Annotated in this window: 12 protein-coding genes; 11 read left to right on the top strand and 1 reads right to left on the bottom strand. The window is 60.0% G+C overall.

The genetic code is table 11. The annotated features are described in order from the left end of the window. Positions 1–32: 32 nt before the first annotated feature. From IB279_RS20125 to IB279_RS20150, 6 genes are read left to right on the top strand one after another with little or no spacing between them, the layout of a single operon-like run. Complete coding sequence (locus IB279_RS20125) at positions 33–2,285, top strand: glycosyltransferase family 2 protein (protein ID WP_113189756.1); 2,253 nt, start codon at positions 33–35, stop codon at positions 2,283–2,285. Continuing rightward, on the top strand, positions 2,282–3,127 hold the full coding sequence (locus IB279_RS20130; protein ID WP_113189757.1) for a class I SAM-dependent methyltransferase: 846 nt from the start codon (positions 2,282–2,284) through the stop codon (positions 3,125–3,127). The genes IB279_RS20125 and IB279_RS20130 overlap by 4 nt, the downstream gene beginning before the upstream one ends. Beyond that, entirely contained in the window at positions 3,124–4,386 is a 1,263-nt protein-coding gene (locus tag IB279_RS20135; RefSeq protein WP_192339624.1) for a glycosyltransferase family 4 protein, read from the top strand. The genes IB279_RS20130 and IB279_RS20135 overlap by 4 nt, the downstream gene beginning before the upstream one ends. A gap of 10 nt (positions 4,387–4,396) precedes the next feature. Beyond that, positions 4,397–5,128, top strand: a complete 732-nt coding sequence (locus IB279_RS20140) for a hypothetical protein (RefSeq protein ID WP_192339626.1) — start codon at positions 4,397–4,399, stop codon at positions 5,126–5,128. A gap of 10 nt (positions 5,129–5,138) precedes the next feature. After that, positions 5,139–7,358 carry a hypothetical protein gene (locus tag IB279_RS20145; protein WP_192339628.1) on the top strand — a complete coding sequence of 740 codons (2,220 nt, stop codon included), beginning with the start codon at positions 5,139–5,141 and terminating at the stop codon, positions 7,356–7,358. Next, positions 7,355–8,656, top strand: a complete 1,302-nt coding sequence (locus IB279_RS20150; protein WP_192339630.1) for a glycosyltransferase family 4 protein — start codon at positions 7,355–7,357, stop codon at positions 8,654–8,656. The genes IB279_RS20145 and IB279_RS20150 overlap by 4 nt, the downstream gene beginning before the upstream one ends. A gap of 23 nt (positions 8,657–8,679) precedes the next feature. Here IB279_RS20150 and thiD read toward each other — a convergent pair whose 3' ends face one another. Then, a complete protein-coding gene (thiD, locus tag IB279_RS20155; RefSeq protein ID WP_192339632.1) occupies positions 8,680–9,555 on the bottom strand; it encodes a bifunctional hydroxymethylpyrimidine kinase/phosphomethylpyrimidine kinase in 876 nt (291 codons plus the stop codon). 577 nt (positions 9,556–10,132) lie between these two features. Between thiD and IB279_RS20160 the strand changes: the two genes are divergently transcribed. The 5 genes from IB279_RS20160 (at position 10,133) to IB279_RS20180 (ending at position 17,330) form a co-directional block, all read left to right on the top strand. Next, the gene (locus IB279_RS20160; protein ID WP_192339634.1) at positions 10,133–10,477 is read left to right on the top strand and encodes a hypothetical protein; all 345 of its coding nucleotides are present in this window, start codon (positions 10,133–10,135) and stop codon (positions 10,475–10,477) included. A 439-nt stretch (positions 10,478–10,916) separates the two neighbouring features. Then, positions 10,917–12,584 (top strand): type I secretion system permease/ATPase, encoded by a 1,668-nt coding sequence (locus IB279_RS20165; protein ID WP_192339636.1) that lies wholly within the window; start codon positions 10,917–10,919, stop codon positions 12,582–12,584. Continuing rightward, positions 12,581–13,888 (top strand): HlyD family type I secretion periplasmic adaptor subunit, encoded by a 1,308-nt coding sequence (locus IB279_RS20170; protein WP_192339638.1) that lies wholly within the window; start codon positions 12,581–12,583, stop codon positions 13,886–13,888. The genes IB279_RS20165 and IB279_RS20170 overlap by 4 nt, the downstream gene beginning before the upstream one ends. A gap of 525 nt (positions 13,889–14,413) precedes the next feature. Beyond that, positions 14,414–15,196, top strand: a complete 783-nt coding sequence (locus IB279_RS20175; protein WP_192339640.1) for a class I SAM-dependent methyltransferase — start codon at positions 14,414–14,416, stop codon at positions 15,194–15,196. 199 nt (positions 15,197–15,395) lie between these two features. Then, positions 15,396–17,330, top strand: a complete 1,935-nt coding sequence (locus tag IB279_RS20180; protein WP_192339642.1) for a M10 family metallopeptidase — start codon at positions 15,396–15,398, stop codon at positions 17,328–17,330. Positions 17,331–17,406 lie beyond the last annotated feature (76 nt).

Here is a 17,406-nt window from a genome sequence, read left to right on the forward strand (position 1 = left end):
CGCCCTCCCTTTTCGTCCTTCAGGAGTAGCGCGTGACGGCAGACGACCGTATCAGAAGCTTCGGCCTCGACTTCACAAGCGCCGCAGCTTTCAGGCTCGGCTTCGACGTTGCTGTGCTGATCTGGGACGCACCTTCCGAACTCTCGGCAAAGACAAAATACGCCCTTTCTGCGTCGCGTTCCCTCGTACCTCTCGTCAGCATGGCGCTTCCGCGCGCCCAAGGGGGCCAACGGATCTTCTGGGCGATGCGCCCCGGAAACGACCGCGAACTCGGCGAAATCGCGGCGGACGGCGAGATCTTGCAGACGGTGGTTCTGGAACCGACCGCCAAGCTCCCTTTCCTCGATCTGGCGGCCCAGCTTTCCGATCTCCAGCCCGAAGGTCGTCTCAAGTTTCTCAACAATCTGCTGACGGTCTGGCGAAGCGCGTTTCGCCTGTCTCGTGACGAATTCTTTATTGGCCTCGTCGATGACGTGATCCACGCCCTGAACCTTGGGCAGCGCCCCGCAACCATCGCCTGTCGGCTCGCGCATGGACGCTATCTGGCAGAGACGACCGTCAATGCCGAGCTCGGCGAGATCAACGCCATCTATGCGCTCGGCGCCGAGGCAATTTTGCCGCTGCCGCAGCAATTCGCCGTAACCGGCCGAACCGAGCGCGGCCAGCGCCGCTGCCATTTCGTTCTTGAATCGCCGCGCGCGCCCCAGGCGCTCTCACTCATCATCATGGGAAAGCGCGGTATCGCCGTGCGTGAGCTTTCGCCGCGCGGTTCCCGATATCCCAACCTCCAGCAATGGTGGCCCGAGCACGGCGCAGCGCCGGGCCTGCGCGAGTTCGTCGTGCGGTCCTTGAGCGAGGTTCCGGAAAGCGGGACGGCCCTTGCGATCGACCTGCAGCTTCGCTCCGCCCTGCCGGCAAAGCAGGCGGGCAAATCCGCACTCCATCCGGGTGCTGAGATCGACCTCGCCCTTGCCATGTCGGAAGGCCTGCTCATCGGCGGCTGGACGCGGGACGCAAACGGCGTTCTTGCCGGCATCGACTATCTCCAGGAAGACGGCACCGCCTTGCCGCTCGATGGCAACTGGTATGAATTTCCGGGCTGGGCCCGCGGCACCGAAGAAGGCTCCAAGACCGACGTGACCGGTTTTGTAAGCTGGCTGCCGATGCGCGATCCACTTGGTCCCCTTCTTCAGCCGCGCTTCCAGTTGCGGCTGGCGTCCGGCGCAGTCAAGCCGCTGGTGCCAAAACCGCAACCCTTCGATCCAGCAACGCAACGCAACCGCATCCTGCGTGCCGTTCCGCCCCAGCACGCCAACGATCAGGCATTCCGCACGATCCTTGCGCCGGCGCTGAGAGACGTGGAGCAGCGACTGGGCAAGACGATCAGGGTCGACCAGACCAAGGACTTCGGCCCGATGATGGCCGCGCCTCTCATCTCTATCGTCGTTCCCCTCTACCGCGTGCTCGACTTCCTGCGCTTCCAGCTGTCGGGACTTGCGACCGACCCTTTCGTCGCGGCCAACGCCGAGATCATCTACGTGCTCGATTCTCCCGAGATCCACGACGAGACGGAGCACCTGCTCGGTGGCTTCCATCTGCTTCATGGGCTTTCGATGAAGCTCGTGGTGATGAACCGCAACGGCGGCTATGCCCGCGCCTGCAATGCCGGCGCACGCTTTGCCCGCGGTTCTGTCATCGTCATGCTCAACTCGGACGTCGTGCCCTGCGGGGCCGGCTGGCTGGAAAAGCTTGCGCTGCCGGTGCTGAAGGAAAAGTCGATCGGCGCCATCGGCCCGAAACTGCTGTTCGAGGACGGCTCGCTGCAGCATGCGGGCCTCTATTTTGCCCGCAACAAGCAGGACATCTGGCTCAATCACCATTTCTACAAGGGCATGCCGGGCGCCTATGCGCCGGCGCAAGAAACGCGCAGCGTGCCCGGCGTCACCGGCGCCTGCCAGGTGATGCGCAAGGAGGTGTGGGACCTCGTCGGCGGCTATGCCGAGGACTTCGTCATTGGCGACTACGAGGACAGCGATCTCTGCCTCAAGATCCGCCAAGCCGGCTTCGACATCGTCTATGAGCCGGCAGCCTGTCTCTATCATCTGGAGCGACGCTCGATCAGCCGCAGCCAGGATTACACGCGCGGCGTCGCCAGCCAGTACAATGCATGGCTGCATACCGAGCGCTGGAACCAAGACATTACCACCCTGATGCCATCCTACCTCGGCGCCGAAGAGGCGGCAGCGCCGAGCACCCGTAAGCCTGCCGCCAGGAGCGCCGCATGAACCAGCCCGCACTTCGCCACGCAGACAACCGAGAGCCGGCCTGGCAACAGAACGAAGACCGTATCGAAGGCATGCTTCAGACGGTTCTCACCAATCGTTTCCTGCCGCAGCCGGACCAAAACAGCGTCTTCGTCGGAGATGGCAACTACCGGGCTGTCGGCGCGGAGTTTCTCGGCCACTTCATCCGCATGGGCGGATTACAGTCGAAAAGCAGCGTGCTCGACATCGGCAGCGGCATCGGCCGCATGGCAGTTCCGCTGACGCAATATCTCGATAGCGATCACGGGCGCTATGTCGGTATCGACCCGGTGGAAGGCGGCGTCACCTGGTGCCGTCAATCCGTCACGCCGGTCTATCCGAATTTCACCTTTCAGCATGTCGACATCGCCCACGAACTCTACAACCCGTCAGGCAGGATCAACGGCAAGGCGCTGAAGCTACCCTACCCGGATCGACAGTTCGACTTCGCCATCATGACGTCGATCGTCACCCATCTGCCGCCGGACGAAGTGCTCGTCTATTTCAGCGAGATCAACCGGATGCTGAAGCCGGGCGGACGGCTTTTCGTTACCGCCTTCGTGGTCGACGGCATCGCCGCGAAGGATGAACACGGCCGGCGGGACCCCCGTCTCGCCTTCGTTCGCAGCGGCGACGGCCCCTGCTGGTTCGTGCCCGGCCTGCCGCCGCTTGCCGCCGTCGGTTTCGACGACGGCTTCCTCGACCGGGCGCTGGAGCGGGCAGGCTTCACGACGGTCCTGAAATCGCTCGGTCACTGGCGGGGCCAAAGTGCCGGTCACTACCAGGATGTCTTCGTCGCCGAACGTCGGAGTGTGAGCGGATGAAGAAGCGTATTCTGGTCGCCGCGCACAACCATCCGGCGCTTCACCCCGGCGGCACGGAGATTTTCGCGCACGACCTCTTCCGCGCCTATCAGCGGGCCGGTCACGAGGCGCTCTTCCTCGGCGCCACCAACCAGACCCACCGCCAGGTGCGGCCCGGCACGAGCTTTCAGGCGATCGGCCCCGAAGGCGACGAGGTGCTGTTGTGGTCCGGCCATTTCGATCGCTTCTTCATGAGCCAGATCGACCTCTATGGCGTCGTGCCTGACGTTACCGAGCTTTTGCGCGATTTCCGGCCGGATGTGGTTCACATCCACCATCTCCTGCTGCTTGGCGCCGAGTTTCCGCACATCGTCCGCCGCACCTTGCCCGACTGCCGGATTGTGATGACCCTGCACGACTACTATCCACTTTGCCATCACGATGGCCTGATGGTGCGCACCAGTGGCAAGGAGCTTTGTCACAAGTCGAGCCCGGACCGTTGCCATAGCTGTTTCAAGGACATTCCCCTCGATCGTTTCGTGTTGCGCGAGCAGCACCTGAAAGCGTTGCTCAGAACCGTCGATCGCTTCATCTCGCCGAGCCAGTTTCTGAGGCAACGCTTTATCGACTGGGGTCTTAACGGCGACCAAATCGACGTGATTGCCAATGGCCTACCGCCACGAGACGCGCCGTCGCGCAAGGGCCAGCCGGAGAACGATCGGCCGGTCTTCGGCTATTTCGGCAATCTCAATCCGTGGAAAGGCACGTCCGTGCTTCTCGAGGCTGCGCGGCAGTTGATCGACGAGGGCCTGCGTTTTGAGCTGCGGGTGCACGGGGGCGCGCCCTTCCAGGCCGACAGTTTCAAGGACGAGATCGCTCGGCTCTTCAAGAAGACGGCGCCTTCCGTCCAGCAGCGCGGCGCCTACAGGCGCGAGGACATCGGCGACCTTATTGCCGCAGTCGATTGCACCATCGTGCCTTCGATCTGGTGGGAGAACGCACCGCTCGTCATCGGCGAGGCCCAGTCTCAGCGCAAACCGGTGATCGCCAGCAATATCGGCGGCATGGCCGAAATGGTGCAGGACGGCGTCAACGGCATCACCGTCTCGCCAAACGATCCGCGTGCGCTGGCCGCCGCCATGCGCCGCATCGCAGAAAGCCCTGACCTTCGGCGCCGCCTTTCGGCCAATGCCCGCAAGCCCAACGATATCGATACCACTGCCCGGCGCTATCTCACGCTCATCGACGCGATCGAGCCCCGAGAAACCGTCGCCGCCTAGAGGGAAGACCATGTCTGTAGCAGCCGACAAACCGGACGTCGCACCGGAACAGAACAATGCAAAGCCGCTGAAGGGCCGCGTGGACGCGATCGACCAGGGCCGCGTCTTCGGCTGGGCCTTTGACCCGGAAAACCCGGAAAAGCGGCTTGCCATTCGCGTGCTTCTCGACGGCAAGGTGATCGCCGAGGCGCTCGCCGACCGCAACCGGCCCGACCTCAAGCGCAACGGGATTGGCGACGGCAACCACGCGTTTGAAATCGCGTTGCCTGAGATGGCGAGCGCGCGCAGCGGCGAACTCGTCGTGCTTGCGGCGACCGGCAAAGGCGGCGAACTGCCGCTTCGTGTTCCCAAACCCGATGAACAGGCGGCCGAAGCGCTGATTGCAGCACCGCTTGCAAAAGTGCTCGACAAGCTCGACGTGCTGATGGCAGCGCAACGGCAATTGCAGGTCTCGCAGCGTTCCGCCCTGCGGTCGAAAGTTGACGACGGCGATGAAGCCGAAAGCCCCGGACTTGCAGCAATCAGCGATGATGTCGCGAACCTCCGCGGAGAGATCACCCAACGGTTGACCGATCTCGACGTCCACCTGATGCGGCTCGACGGTGTAATCGCGGGCATGGAAAAGAGCCTCAACGCACTGAAGCAGCGCTCGAACGGCGATTTGAAGCCCGCGTTTCTGCTACTCTTCGTGCTTGCGGGCTTTGCGGCAGGCGCGATCCTTTCCGTCTTCCTTCGGACCTGAGGCGCATCTCATGCCCAGTTCGGAACTCAGCCTTTCCGCAAGCCCAGCACCGCTTGGCCGCATCGCGCGTAGTGGACGGATCATCGCCTGCCCGATCGACGAAACACTGTTGCTCGTTATCGGAACCGGTGGCCCGATGGCCGATCAATTGCCGGTCGAGATCAATGAAGATGCGTCAAGCCAGGTCATGGCGTCGGTCGTCGGCTGGCGGCTGGCGGCACCCCAGTCTTCCACCACGCATGGCTTCGCCGCGCTGTTGCCGGTCGAAGGCTCGGAGCAGCTACCGACTACCCTCCGCTTCGGCAAGACGGGTAACGGTAAGCGCTATATGGTTGCGCCACGCACCGTTTCGATCGGTGAAGTGACCGCGATGCTGAAGGATTTCGCCGGTCCGCAGCTGGTACACGTGCTCGGCCGCCTGGTCGACGTGCTGATCAAGCCGCCGGATGCCGATCAACGGCTCACGGCCATTACAACCCTGCTTCAAACCGGAGCGGCAAGCGACGGATACATCGAACTGCTTGGCGAGGGCCATGACGGGACCATCGCCCTGAAAGGATGGGCGCGCGACCTGCCCGCCGGCGTCTGCCGGGCGATCGTCAAGGCTGACGATACCGTCCTTGCCGATTGCAACGTCGCCATTTTCCAGCGCAACGACGCCCCTGACGGTGCGGCTGGCTTCGTCGGCCTCCTGTCCGCAAACGATCTGCCCCGAGCGCGCGACATCAAGGGCATATTCTATCGCGGCCGTGGCGCCTGGCGTTATGTCGGGCTCCACGAACGCCGGGTCGTGACAGGTCCACTCGAGACACCCGGCCATATCCGCGCGATGCTGCTCCAGAGCCAGAGCTCGCCCCAGGTCATGCTTCGCCTGCGCGATGCCGCGAGCGGATACGATGGCACCGAGACGATCTCAAGCCTTCCGGTTCCTGTCCGCCTTGGCGTGGATGCACTCTACCAGGGTGAGGATGGTGCCTTCCTGATTTCGGGCTGGCTTTTAGACCCTGATGGGCATGTTGAAAGCGCGCGACTTTGCCGACAGGGCGGCGGAGCGCGGCTGGACGCAGCCTGGACCCGTACCGAACGATCCGACGTCGAAGAGGCCTTCGTCGATCGGCCGGAGTTCAAAAGCGCGATTTCCGGCCATCGCCGGTCCCATGGCTTTATCGGTCGCGTCGAGGCGCTTGGTGGCGAGGCGGAGGGACCAGTTCACCTCGAACTCACCCTCAGGGACGCCCGCCGCGCCTACATGCCACTTTTCCCGGTCCGGCTGCCCGCACGCGCCGCCGCCCTACGGCTTCTTGCCTCGATCGATCCGACAAGCTGGGCCCTGCCCGATATTATCGACCAGCAGATCGTCCCTTTCCTGACGGCGGCGCGCAGCACCGCACCGACCATCGAGACCGTTGTCGACATGGGCCCCTTCGAACAAGCCGAGGGTACCGCCATCCTTCTTGTCGCCGGAGAAACCGAAACGGATTTCGCGCCGCTCCTGGGGCTGCTCGCGCTTGATCCCCAGACCCGTCGTGCGCCGATCGCGCTCGTGCTCCAGGCCGAGCGGTTCCGAAGGCACGCGGTCCACATCCGTCAACTCTCCGAATTCTATCGCCTGCCGCTGCGGCTCGTATCCGTCGAAGGCGCCGGCGATGCATGCGACCTGGCGCAAGCGGCCGCCGAAAGCGTAAACAGCGACGCGGTCGTTCTGCTTTCCGCGTCGCTCACGCCAGCCAATGCCAGGTGGTATCAGGCACTCGTTGCCGCTTACGAGACAAAGACGGGAAGCATCATTTCGCCGACCCTTGCCTACGAGGATCACTCTATCCGCTGGGCCGGCAGCACGTCGCTCGATCGCCCCGACCATCTTCAATCGAGCCGCTACGCCGGCTATCCTGTCGGCGCCGTCAATCGCCTGAAGCTGACCCGGGTCGCAACTGCATCGCTCGATTGCTGCATCCTGCCGCGCGAAGCGCTTATGGAGGACGCAGGTTTGTCGCCGACCTATCTCGGCGCAGCCCTGAAGGGCCTCGATCTCGCCCTTCGCCTCAGCGGAAAGGGCTACGAAGCCTACTGGCTTCCTTCCCTGCAGATGGTCGGATCGGACGAGGTGCCCGGAGCGGGCTCTGCCGCCACCGCCCGGTTCGTGGAGCGTGTCGACCGGACGCTCTTCCGCGCCCGATGGATGCCCGCCTCCGAAACCGCCCAAACATTCTTCGAGGAGACTGACGCATGAGCGAAAAACTCCGCGTACTCGTGGTCTCCCATGGCCACCCGACCCATTCGCTTGGCGGGGCGGAAATTGCTTCGCATGGTCTTCACAAGGCGCTGAACGGCCTGTCGGGTGTGGAATCGATCTACCTCGCCCGCGTCGGCAATCCGGTTCCGCGCCATGGCGCCTCCGCGCTGATGAGCCTGCGTCTCGCCATGGACGAAGTGCTCTACCACGCCGAAGACTTCGACCATTTCTTCCTGTCGAACGGCGATACGGACGCCATCCGCCGCGACCTCTTGCGGTTCGTCGGTGACATCAAGCCTGATGTCATTCACTTCCATCATATTCTCGGCTTCGGCCTGGAAGCGCTCTATGCCGTTCGTGATGCCCTGCCCAAGGCACGCATCGTCGTGACGTTCCATGAGTATCTGCCGATCTGCCACAATCACGGGCAAATGGTGAAACGCCCCTCGGGCCAGCTTTGCAACGGCGCCTCACCGATCAGTTGCCACACGTGCTTCCCCGAAATCCCGGTGTCGCGCTTCGTTCGCCGCGAACAGTTCGTGCGCGGCATGCTCAATCTCGCCGATGCCTTCATCGCGCCGAGTGCCTTTCTCGCCAACCGCTATGTCGAATGGGGTCTTGAAGCCGCAAAGATCTTCGTCATCGAGAACGGCATCGTCATGGGCGACAAGGCGCCAGCCCGCGAATTGCCGTCGCCGACGGCGCGACGCAACCGCTTTGCCTATTTCGGGCAGATGACGCCATTCAAGGGCGTTCACGTGCTGATCGACGCGGTATCACGCGTGCCCGACGACATTTGGGGCGATGATTCCTCGCTGATGATCTTTGGCGGGAACCTCGAGCGTCAGCCAAAGGACTATCAGGAGAAGGTGGCGAAACTGATCGAGGACGCAGGACGCCGTGTGCGCTTCTATGGCGCCTACCAGAACCAGGACATGCCGCGGCTGATGCGCTCGGTCGACTGGGTGGTAATGCCCTCGGTCTGGTGGGAAAATTCCCCCGTCGTCATCCAGGAGGCGCTGCATCACGGCCGGCCAATCCTGTGTTCAGACATCGGCGGCATGGCCGAAAAGGTTCGCGACCGCCTGGACGGCTATCACTTCCGCACCGGCAGCGCCCAGGATCTGGCCGACCGCCTGATCGACGTTTTGGGCGCGCCACGGGCATGGGACAATCTGCGTGCGACACTTCGGCGACCGACGAGCCATGTCGATTGCGCGCGGGAACATGTGGCGCTCTATCGGAAAATGCTCAAGGGCGAGCAACCGGCCCTGCCGAGCGCGGCAGTGGCCTGAGGTAAGCCCGAAGCCCACACTGCTCAGCCAGATCGCGAAGCACGGCCAAGAGCGCCCTGGGCTTCGGCTACGTTCGATGCCGCGGCGCCCGACCCTTTGTCGTCGCCCCACCAATGATGAAAATGATGCACCGGCCCCCGCCCCTGTCCGATGGTCAGACGATCGGCAGCGACCAACGCGTCATGCAAGTAGGCCTTGGCAGCGACGACCGCATCCTCGATCGGCCTGCCCTTGGCAAGACCCGCAGCGATTGCGGCCGAGAGAGTGCACCCGGTGCCATGATCATTGCTGGTTTCGATCCGTGGTCGCGACAGGTTGAGGACACCCTCCCCGCTATAGAAAATATCGATAGCATCCCTGCCCTTGGCATGTCCGCCCTTCATCAGCACCGACCGCGCGCCGAGTTTCAGAAGCATCTCGGCCTGGCGCGCGATCTCGGTTTCGGTTTCGGCGATCCCGCGTCCGGTCAACAGCGCCGCCTCAGGCAGGTTCGGCGTCAGAATGAGCGCAAGCGGCAACAACTCCCCCTTGAGCGTCGCGATCGCGTCCGGCTGCATCAAATGATCGCCCGAGGTCGCCACCATCACCGGGTCGATGACAGCCAGCCGGCCATAGCGTTTCAGACCGGCCGCAATCACCCCAATCGTCTCCCGACGAGATACCATTCCGATCTTCACCGCACTGACGGCGAGATCGGAAAATACGGCATCGATTTGAGCCGCAACGACGGTCGGGGAGATATCCTCCACCGCAGATACCCCGCGGGTATTCTGCGCGGTGACCGCGGTGATCACGCTTGCGCCATAGACACCGAGCGCGGAGAACGTCTTCAGATCCGCCTGAATGCCGGCCCCGCCGCCGGAATCCGAACCTGCGATGGTAACTGCGATCGCGGTCATAGCCCCACCTGCATGAGCCTTGAGCCTTTTTGGAATGAGTCAAAAACAGACACGAGCGAAGCGACCTCCCGGAAATGGACGGAGATCCGATCGGTATGCGCAATGACGGCTGGTTAGCAGAAGGGCCCTTGCCGTTCCTACGCCGGTATGATCCGGATCAGATCATGCAAATAGGCGAAAAATCCAATGAAATCAAGGGATGGCGCAAATCTTCTAATGGAATGCCAATGTATTGCTAATAGATTCAAGGCATCAAAACAAACAACTCAAAACATAAAATCAAATCAACTTCTGCAACTTCAAAGAAGTCATCCGACGATTCTTGACATAACATCGTTAGAATGTCTAATATCGATTGTTTTTCTGACAATATATATTTTGACTACCTTTCTAAGCGGATTATTTATTTTGGTTTTTAATTATGAAGATAGAAGCTGACCAGAAGCACTTGTTCCGTCGCAATAACGGATATTATTACTTCGTTATGAACGTGCCCAAGCGGGCGAAGCTAATTTTTGGATCAAATTAGGTCTGGATATCGCTTGAGACAAAAGACCCGGTTATCGCGCTTTCGAAGGTGGGTCCGCTGGTAGACGAGTACAAACGGAAGTTCGCGCTCGGCGACCAGCCGCAAGCCGCCAACATCAACATTGATCTGGTGAAGGGGATAGTCGCGCAACTGTCGATGCCTTCCTACCATTCGTCCCAAGAAGTCATGCAAACGCCTATCCGGGAACGTATCGAGATGCTGTCCCCGGCGATCACCGCACGGCAGGAAATGAAGAACCCAACGCCGGACGTTGCGGCGTCTCTTGGCGGCGCTATCGAAATCCCTGCCCTAACCTTCGCCAAGGCATTCGAGCGCTTCAAAATAATCGCGGCGAATAACGTCCGCATTCCGCGACTGCCCTGCTACGGGTAAAACTGTCCCCTACCTGGTGGAATCTTGCCGAGTTCATCTGAGTGATCGGCCAAGCTCGATTACAAACAGGGGGAGAGCGGCGGGCAGGGCATCGAGGAACGTTAGAAGAATCCTCTGGGAAGTTGCCAAAAGCCGCGACGAGATACAGCGAAGGGCTTACTATGGTCCACGCGGTTCTTGGAACGACGGTGACTCAGGCGTGCAGTGCTAGGTCGAGTGTACTGATGTGGGCACAGCCTCCGCTCGATCTCCAGCGCCTACGAAATGCAATTTCGGTTTGATTGCATGAAGAGCTTTGCAACTCTTTGCACGGCTTGATATCGATTTGCCGATATCAGTTCGTGCTGCAATCAAAAGGCCGAATTCACTTTGTCCCAACACGGTTTTTCACGTGGTCTCCAGATCAACTAATCGCCAGCACCCGATAGTTTCCGCCGCTATGTGTTCTACCCGACGGGCCTTTTTTGGCGTAGTGGTTCTCAGCGCCGTCACCAACCTCCTGATGCTGACCGGCCCCTTGTTCATGATGCAGGTCTATGACCGCGTGCTAGCAAGCCGCAGCGTGCCGACTCTGGTAGCACTGTCTGTTTTGGCGCTCGGCCTCTATCTTTTCCTTGGCTTGCTCGAGGTTTTGCGTGCCCGGGTGTTGACGCAGATCGGCCAGCGACTCGAGGAACAACTCGGTGGCCCGACTTTCGATGCAGTCCTGAAGCTGCCGCTTCGCACGTCGAAAAAGGAGGCAATTTCCCAGCCGCTGCGCGATCTCGACCAGATCCGACAGTTCATGGGCGGCCAAGGCCCGATCGCAATTTGCGACATGCCTTGGCTTCCGGTCTATATGGCGATCCTTTTTCTATTCCATGCCTATCTCGGCTGGTTGGCGGTCGCGGGCGCGGTAGTCCTGATCGCTCTCACGCTGACCAGCGAATTTGTCCTGCGCGCGCCGATGCAGCGACTGGCCCAGTTGGCGTCCATGCGGGCGGAATTCATCGAGGCCGGACGTCGCAATGCTGGAGCGGTTCGCGCGATGGGCATGGTAAGCGCCTATTCGGCCAAATGGCATGCAGCCAATGCGGACTATGTGGACATACAGCGGCGAACGAGCGACACGACCACCAGCTTTGGCACGCTATCGAAGATCTTTCGCCTAGCGCTTCAGTCGGCCGTACTCGCGTTAGGCGCCTGGCTGGCGATCTACCAGTTGGCCTCCCCCGGTGCGATGATCGCAGCCTCGATCCTGACGGCGCGGGCACTCGCTCCACTCGAGCAGGCGATCGGTCAATGGCGGGGATTCGTCAGTGCCCGTCAGGCGCGCCGCCGGCTCGAGGACATCCTTGGTGCGTTCGCGGAAAACCGTCGGCCGATGCCACTGCCGGCGCCCAAGCGTGCGCTCGATGTGTCCGCCCTTGCCGTTCTGGCGCCGGGGACAGCAGCGCCGATCGTGCGTGACATCTCCTTCACGCTCTCCGCCGGACAGGGACTCGGTATCATCGGCCCGAGCGGATCGGGAAAGTCGACGCTCGCGCGAGGGCTGGTCGGCATCTGGCCGCCGGCCCGTGGAACCATCCGTCTCGATGGCGCCGAGCTCAACAACTGGGATCCGGAAGCGATCGGCGCATCGCTCGGCTATCTACCGCAAGGCGTCGAACTGTTCGACGGTACGATCGCAGAGAACATCAGCCGCTTTGCCGCTAATGCGAGCCCTTCGGCAATCATCGAAGCGGCGACGCAGGCTGGTGTACACGAGCTCGTGCTCTCGCTGCCGGATGGCTACGACACTCGCATCGGTGCTGCAGGCGCAATTCTCTCGGCCGGTCAGCGCCAGCGCATCGGGCTTGCGCGCGCCCTCTATGGCAACCCGTTCCTGATCGTGCTCGACGAACCAAATGCCAGTCTCGATGCCGAGGGTGAGGCCGGCTTGACGAGTGCCATCATCACGGCGCGCGAGGCCGGCGCGATCGTGGTCGTCATTGCCCATCGTCCCAACGCGCTGGCGGCAGTAGACCAGGTTCTGGTTATGGCAAAGGGCGGTATGGTAGCTTTCGGTCCGCGGGATGAAGTCCTGCGCAAAACCACGGTGCGCGCAGTTCCGGAGAGGGCAGGATGACGGGTGAGACAAGCAAAGCATCGCGCGCGATCTGGCGCTACATGCTGATCAGCGGTATATCGATCGCCATTCTTTTGCTTGGCGCTGGCGGCTGGGCTGTCACCAGCAAGCTATCGGGTGCGGTTGTCGGCATGGGCACAGTCGTCGTCGAGGGCAATGTCAAACGCATCCAGCACCGGGAAGGCGGTATCGTCAGCGAGATCCGGGTGCGAGATGGCAGTGAGGTGAAGGCAGGCGAGCTCTTGATCCGCCTCGACGATACTGTGACCCGGGCCAACGTCGCAATGGTGAGCAAGCAGATCGATCAGCTGACTGCCCGCTCAATGCGACTGACGGCCGAGCGCGACATTTCGGCGGTGGTCGTGGTTCCGGGGGAGCTGAAGAAGCGCCTGGATCAGCCCGAGATCGCCGATTATGTCGAGTCCGAACGCGCGCTATTCGTTGCCCGTCGGGAAACGATCAACGGCCAGAAGGCGCAGCTGCAGCAGCGCATCGGCCAGCTGCAGCAAGAGGCGGATGGCCTGACGGCGCGCCGTTCGGCTAAAGATGATGAGCTTCGCCTGATTGAGCAAGAAGTTGCGGGCATATCGATCCTGCACGACAAGGGCTTGATGCCGTTCTCCCGTCTGGCAGAGCTGCAGCGCATGCGAGCACAGTTGTCGGGGGAGCGCGGACAGCTGACCGCCGAGATAGCGCGGGCTGCCACTCGCCGAACCGAGACAGAGCTGCAGATCCTGCAGCTTGATCAGGATCGCCGCTCCGAGGTACTGACCGAACTGCGCGATGTCGACAACAAGCTGGCCGAGCTCACCGAACAGCAGATAGCAGCGAAAGACCAGTTGAAGCGCGTCGACATTCTGGCGCCTCAGGATGGAATCGTTCACGAATTGGCCGTGCACACAGTCGGCGGAGTGATTGCGCCAGGCGAGACGATCATGCACGTGGTGCCGGTCAATGACAGCCTCGTGGTCGAGGCGAAGGTGCAGCCGGCCGATATCGACCAGCTTCATATCGGCCAGAGCGTGGTCTTGCATTTTTCCGCGTTCAATCAGCGCACGACACCGGAGATCAGCGGCACTATCACCACAATCGCCGCCAACCTCAGCAACAATCCGCAGACCGGCGAAACTTGGTACAGCGCCCGCATCAAGATACCGAAGCCCGAGCTCAACCGGCTCGGAGAGTTCAAACTGCACGCAGGCATGCCGGTCGAAGCGTTCATCCAGACAGGGGAGCGCACTGCTTTATCCTACCTCGTCAAACCGCTCACAGACCAAATGAAGAGGGCCATGCGAGAGGAGTAGCAGGGATGAGCAGAAACAACCATGCCTTTTCAATGTTCCCAAACGAGGTGAGGCAATCGAATCTTTTTGCATCAACGGGTGCAAAGTTACCAATTCCAATCGAATAGGAGCGAAACCCTGTTTTTTTCCGCGGGAGGGTTTGTCTTCCCTGGAGTTGCGTGCCGCCCTGCTCACACCCGGGGCAGAGCTCGTCTATCGACGCGCCTCGCGGAGCAAGTATGCAACTCAACCGCGGTCATAGACGCTTTCGGAGAAAAAAGCGGTCGTTGGGAGCCAATGGCGAAACTCTGCGCTTCCTACCACTTAGGAAACCTCTGATATTAGCGTCGTGGCTAAACACATGACTGCTGCTGGCTTCAGTATCAATTATGGAATCCGTCAGCTCAGACCACTCCGCAGCGTGAGTTCCATGTCGTCGATCCTACGAGGCCCTCGTACGCGCTTTTTAGGCTATCATTGGCGATATTGCTGATAGCCACGGCACCGGTATTCTGTTTTACTCAACCAATGGGGAGGAAGACCGAATTGACTGAACCAAACGAGCAGTATGATGAAGCCTACTTTCAGCGCGGATCTGAACGGGGTACTAAATACAAAGACTATCTTGCCCAGGCGGCTGGAAACAGGACTTACTATGAAATAGCGCAGACGATCAATGAAGTATTCCGTCCTAAGCGAGTTCTTGAAATTGGCTGCGCTATCGGCGCGGTTGTCAATCACATGCCGCTATTCGGGATTGAAGCTCACGGTATTGATGTATCTGATTGGGCGGTAGAGCATAGGCTGCACCCGAACATCATTAAAGCCAGCGCCGACGCATTGCCCTATGAAAGCAACTATTTCGACGTGGTTTATTCTATGCATGCCCTAGAGCATCTGCCACATGAGCTGAAAGACAAGGCATTCGCGGAAATAGGTAGGGTGTGCAAAGGTTTTCAGTTCCATATGATGCCAATCATCGGATCCGGCCCCTACGTTGGCGATCCCTTTGGGCACCTGGTCAACCTAAGGACCGATCCGACCCATAATCTCCTCTCGGATCGCACATGGTGGGCGAATCAGTTCGCGGCTACCGGCTGGACTGACACAAATGTGAAAATCGTCCTTGCCCACGATACGGACGGCTACGAACTCAGCGACTGTCAGCTCATCCTCTGCGAGGAAACGCCCGACACCGATTTCTATGTCCGTGTAGCGGAACTCAATCACGCCAAAGCTAAGCTGCTATCTCAGGCTTTAAACGGTTATCCTACTCAAGGATTGGATGTGCACGTCGGTAGACTGATATCACGGATGAGCAGTAAGTAGTGAGGCTTGGGGGCTTTTGTGCCCTTTTCTAACCCGTGATCTGACGGCTGATCGATGCTGGTTCTTCGGTGTCAGATTGCCATGTTGGACATGCTTACTGGCAAAAAATCGCTTGACAATTTGAGGTTGTGATCCCGTATATGCACACGGAAATATCGAAGACTCGCGGGGCGACCGCGGCACTGCCAAAGAGGGAAACATGCCATTAACACACTCGGTAGTCTTTTCTGGAGACGCCTATATACGGGGTATACTGGGCACCGAGCAGTGGGCAGTGCAGAGCCTAACGTTTAGCTTCCCGACAAGCGGTTCTTTCTACGAGGGCTTTTACGGAAGCGGCGAGCCCGTAAATGGCTTTGCCGCGCTCAATTCGGCACAGATGTCCGCAGCACGCGCAGCGTTCGCTGAGTTTTCATCGGTGGCAAATCTGACGTTTACCGAGATTGCCGAAAGCACGACCCAACACGCTGACCTTCGACTTGCCCAGTCTGGCCTTCCCGAGACCGCTTGGGCTTACTTTCCATCGGACTCGGCTGAAGCCGGCGATGCGTGGTTTAGCACGACATACGGCGACTACGTCGCTCCTGGCAAAGGCAACTATGCATATGTGACATTTTTGCACGAGCTTGGGCACGCGCTCGGCCTTGACCATGCACACGAGGGTGTGTTGATGCCCACCCAGCGTGATTCCATGGAGTACACCGTGATGAGCTACAGCTCGTATAGCGGCGCCTCCCCGTATGACGGATACACGAACGAGCCGTGGGGATTCGCGCAATCTCTGATGATGTACGATATCGCCGCGTTGCAGCATATGTATGGCGCTGACTATAGCACGCAGAGCGGCAATTCGGTCTATTCTTGGAGTGCGACCACCGGGGAAATGTTCATCAATGGCGTAGGCCAAGGCGCCCCAGGCGCTAACCGTGTTTTCCTGACCGTTTGGGACGGCGGAGGCACCGACACTTATGATTTCTCAAACTACGCCACGGGCGTGAACGTAGATCTACAACCTGGCGGATGGACGAGAACGTCCGATTCTCAGTTGGCTGACCTCCATTTTGACGTGTCTAAAAAGGCGGTCGGTAATATCGCCAATGCATTAGTGCACAACAACGATACGCGTTCGCTCATTGAGAATGCGATCGGTGGAGATGGGAACGATTCGTTCAGCGGCAACATTCTAGACAACATTCTTGTCGGTGGCCGCGGCCATGATTACCTCAGAGGCGGAGCAGGCTCCGACACCTTGTATGGCGGCGAAGGATGGGACAGTGCCGGTTTCGACTTCAGTCTATTGGACGCCAAATTCGCCTATCGAGGCGGCGCGATGGCAATTGAACACCAAAGCGCAATCGATCGCCTCTTTTCTATCGAGCAATTCGAGTTCTCGGACCGCATTGTTACCCAGGATGATGGTAACCCGCTCGTTGACGACTTGCGCTACTACAGCCGTTACAACGATGTCTATCGTGTAAACGTGGAGGCAGAGAACCACTATTCGGAGCACGGCTGGAAAGAAGGGCGTGACCCCAACGGCTTCTTTGACACATCCGAGTATCTTGAAACCTACACTGACGTTGCCGCCGCGCGCATAAACCCGCTTGAGCATTATGCGCTGTACGGCTGGAAGGAGGGGCGAGACCCTTCGAGCTTATTCGACACCACCGACTACTTGCTGCTAAATCCGGATGTCGCGGCAGCAGGGATAAATCCCCTCGCCCACTATCTTCAGTATGGCATTTTCGAAGGCCGTAGAATCGATGCAGGTACCGCGCTCATAGACGACATCTTCTATTTCAAGAACAATCGGGATGTGGCGGGCCGTGCCGACCCCGACCAGCATTTCCAACAGTACGGCTGGCGCGAAGGACGTGATCCAAATGCCTTCTTCGACACCTCCGACTACCTGACCACCTACAAGGATGTGGCTGCAGCGGGCATTAACCCGTTGGATCACTACAACCAGTATGGCTGGAAGGAAGGTCGAGATCCCTCGGCGATCTTCGATACAGTAGGATACCTTGAACTCAACCCAGATGTAGCCGCGGCCGGTGTGAACCCTCTAGAGCACTATCTGGGCTACGGCATGTACGAGGGGCGCAGCTACTTTAACGATGGCATGTTCGGGTAACTCGCCACAAGCAAGCTTCATCACCCATTGAACGGTGAAGATTCGCATGAAGGGGTTTCTGATGCGTGTTTCGGTA

This window comes from Ensifer sp. ENS06 (assembly GCF_014852205.1).
In the GTDB taxonomy this organism is placed as follows: Bacteria; Pseudomonadota; Alphaproteobacteria; order Rhizobiales; family Rhizobiaceae; genus Ensifer; species Ensifer adhaerens.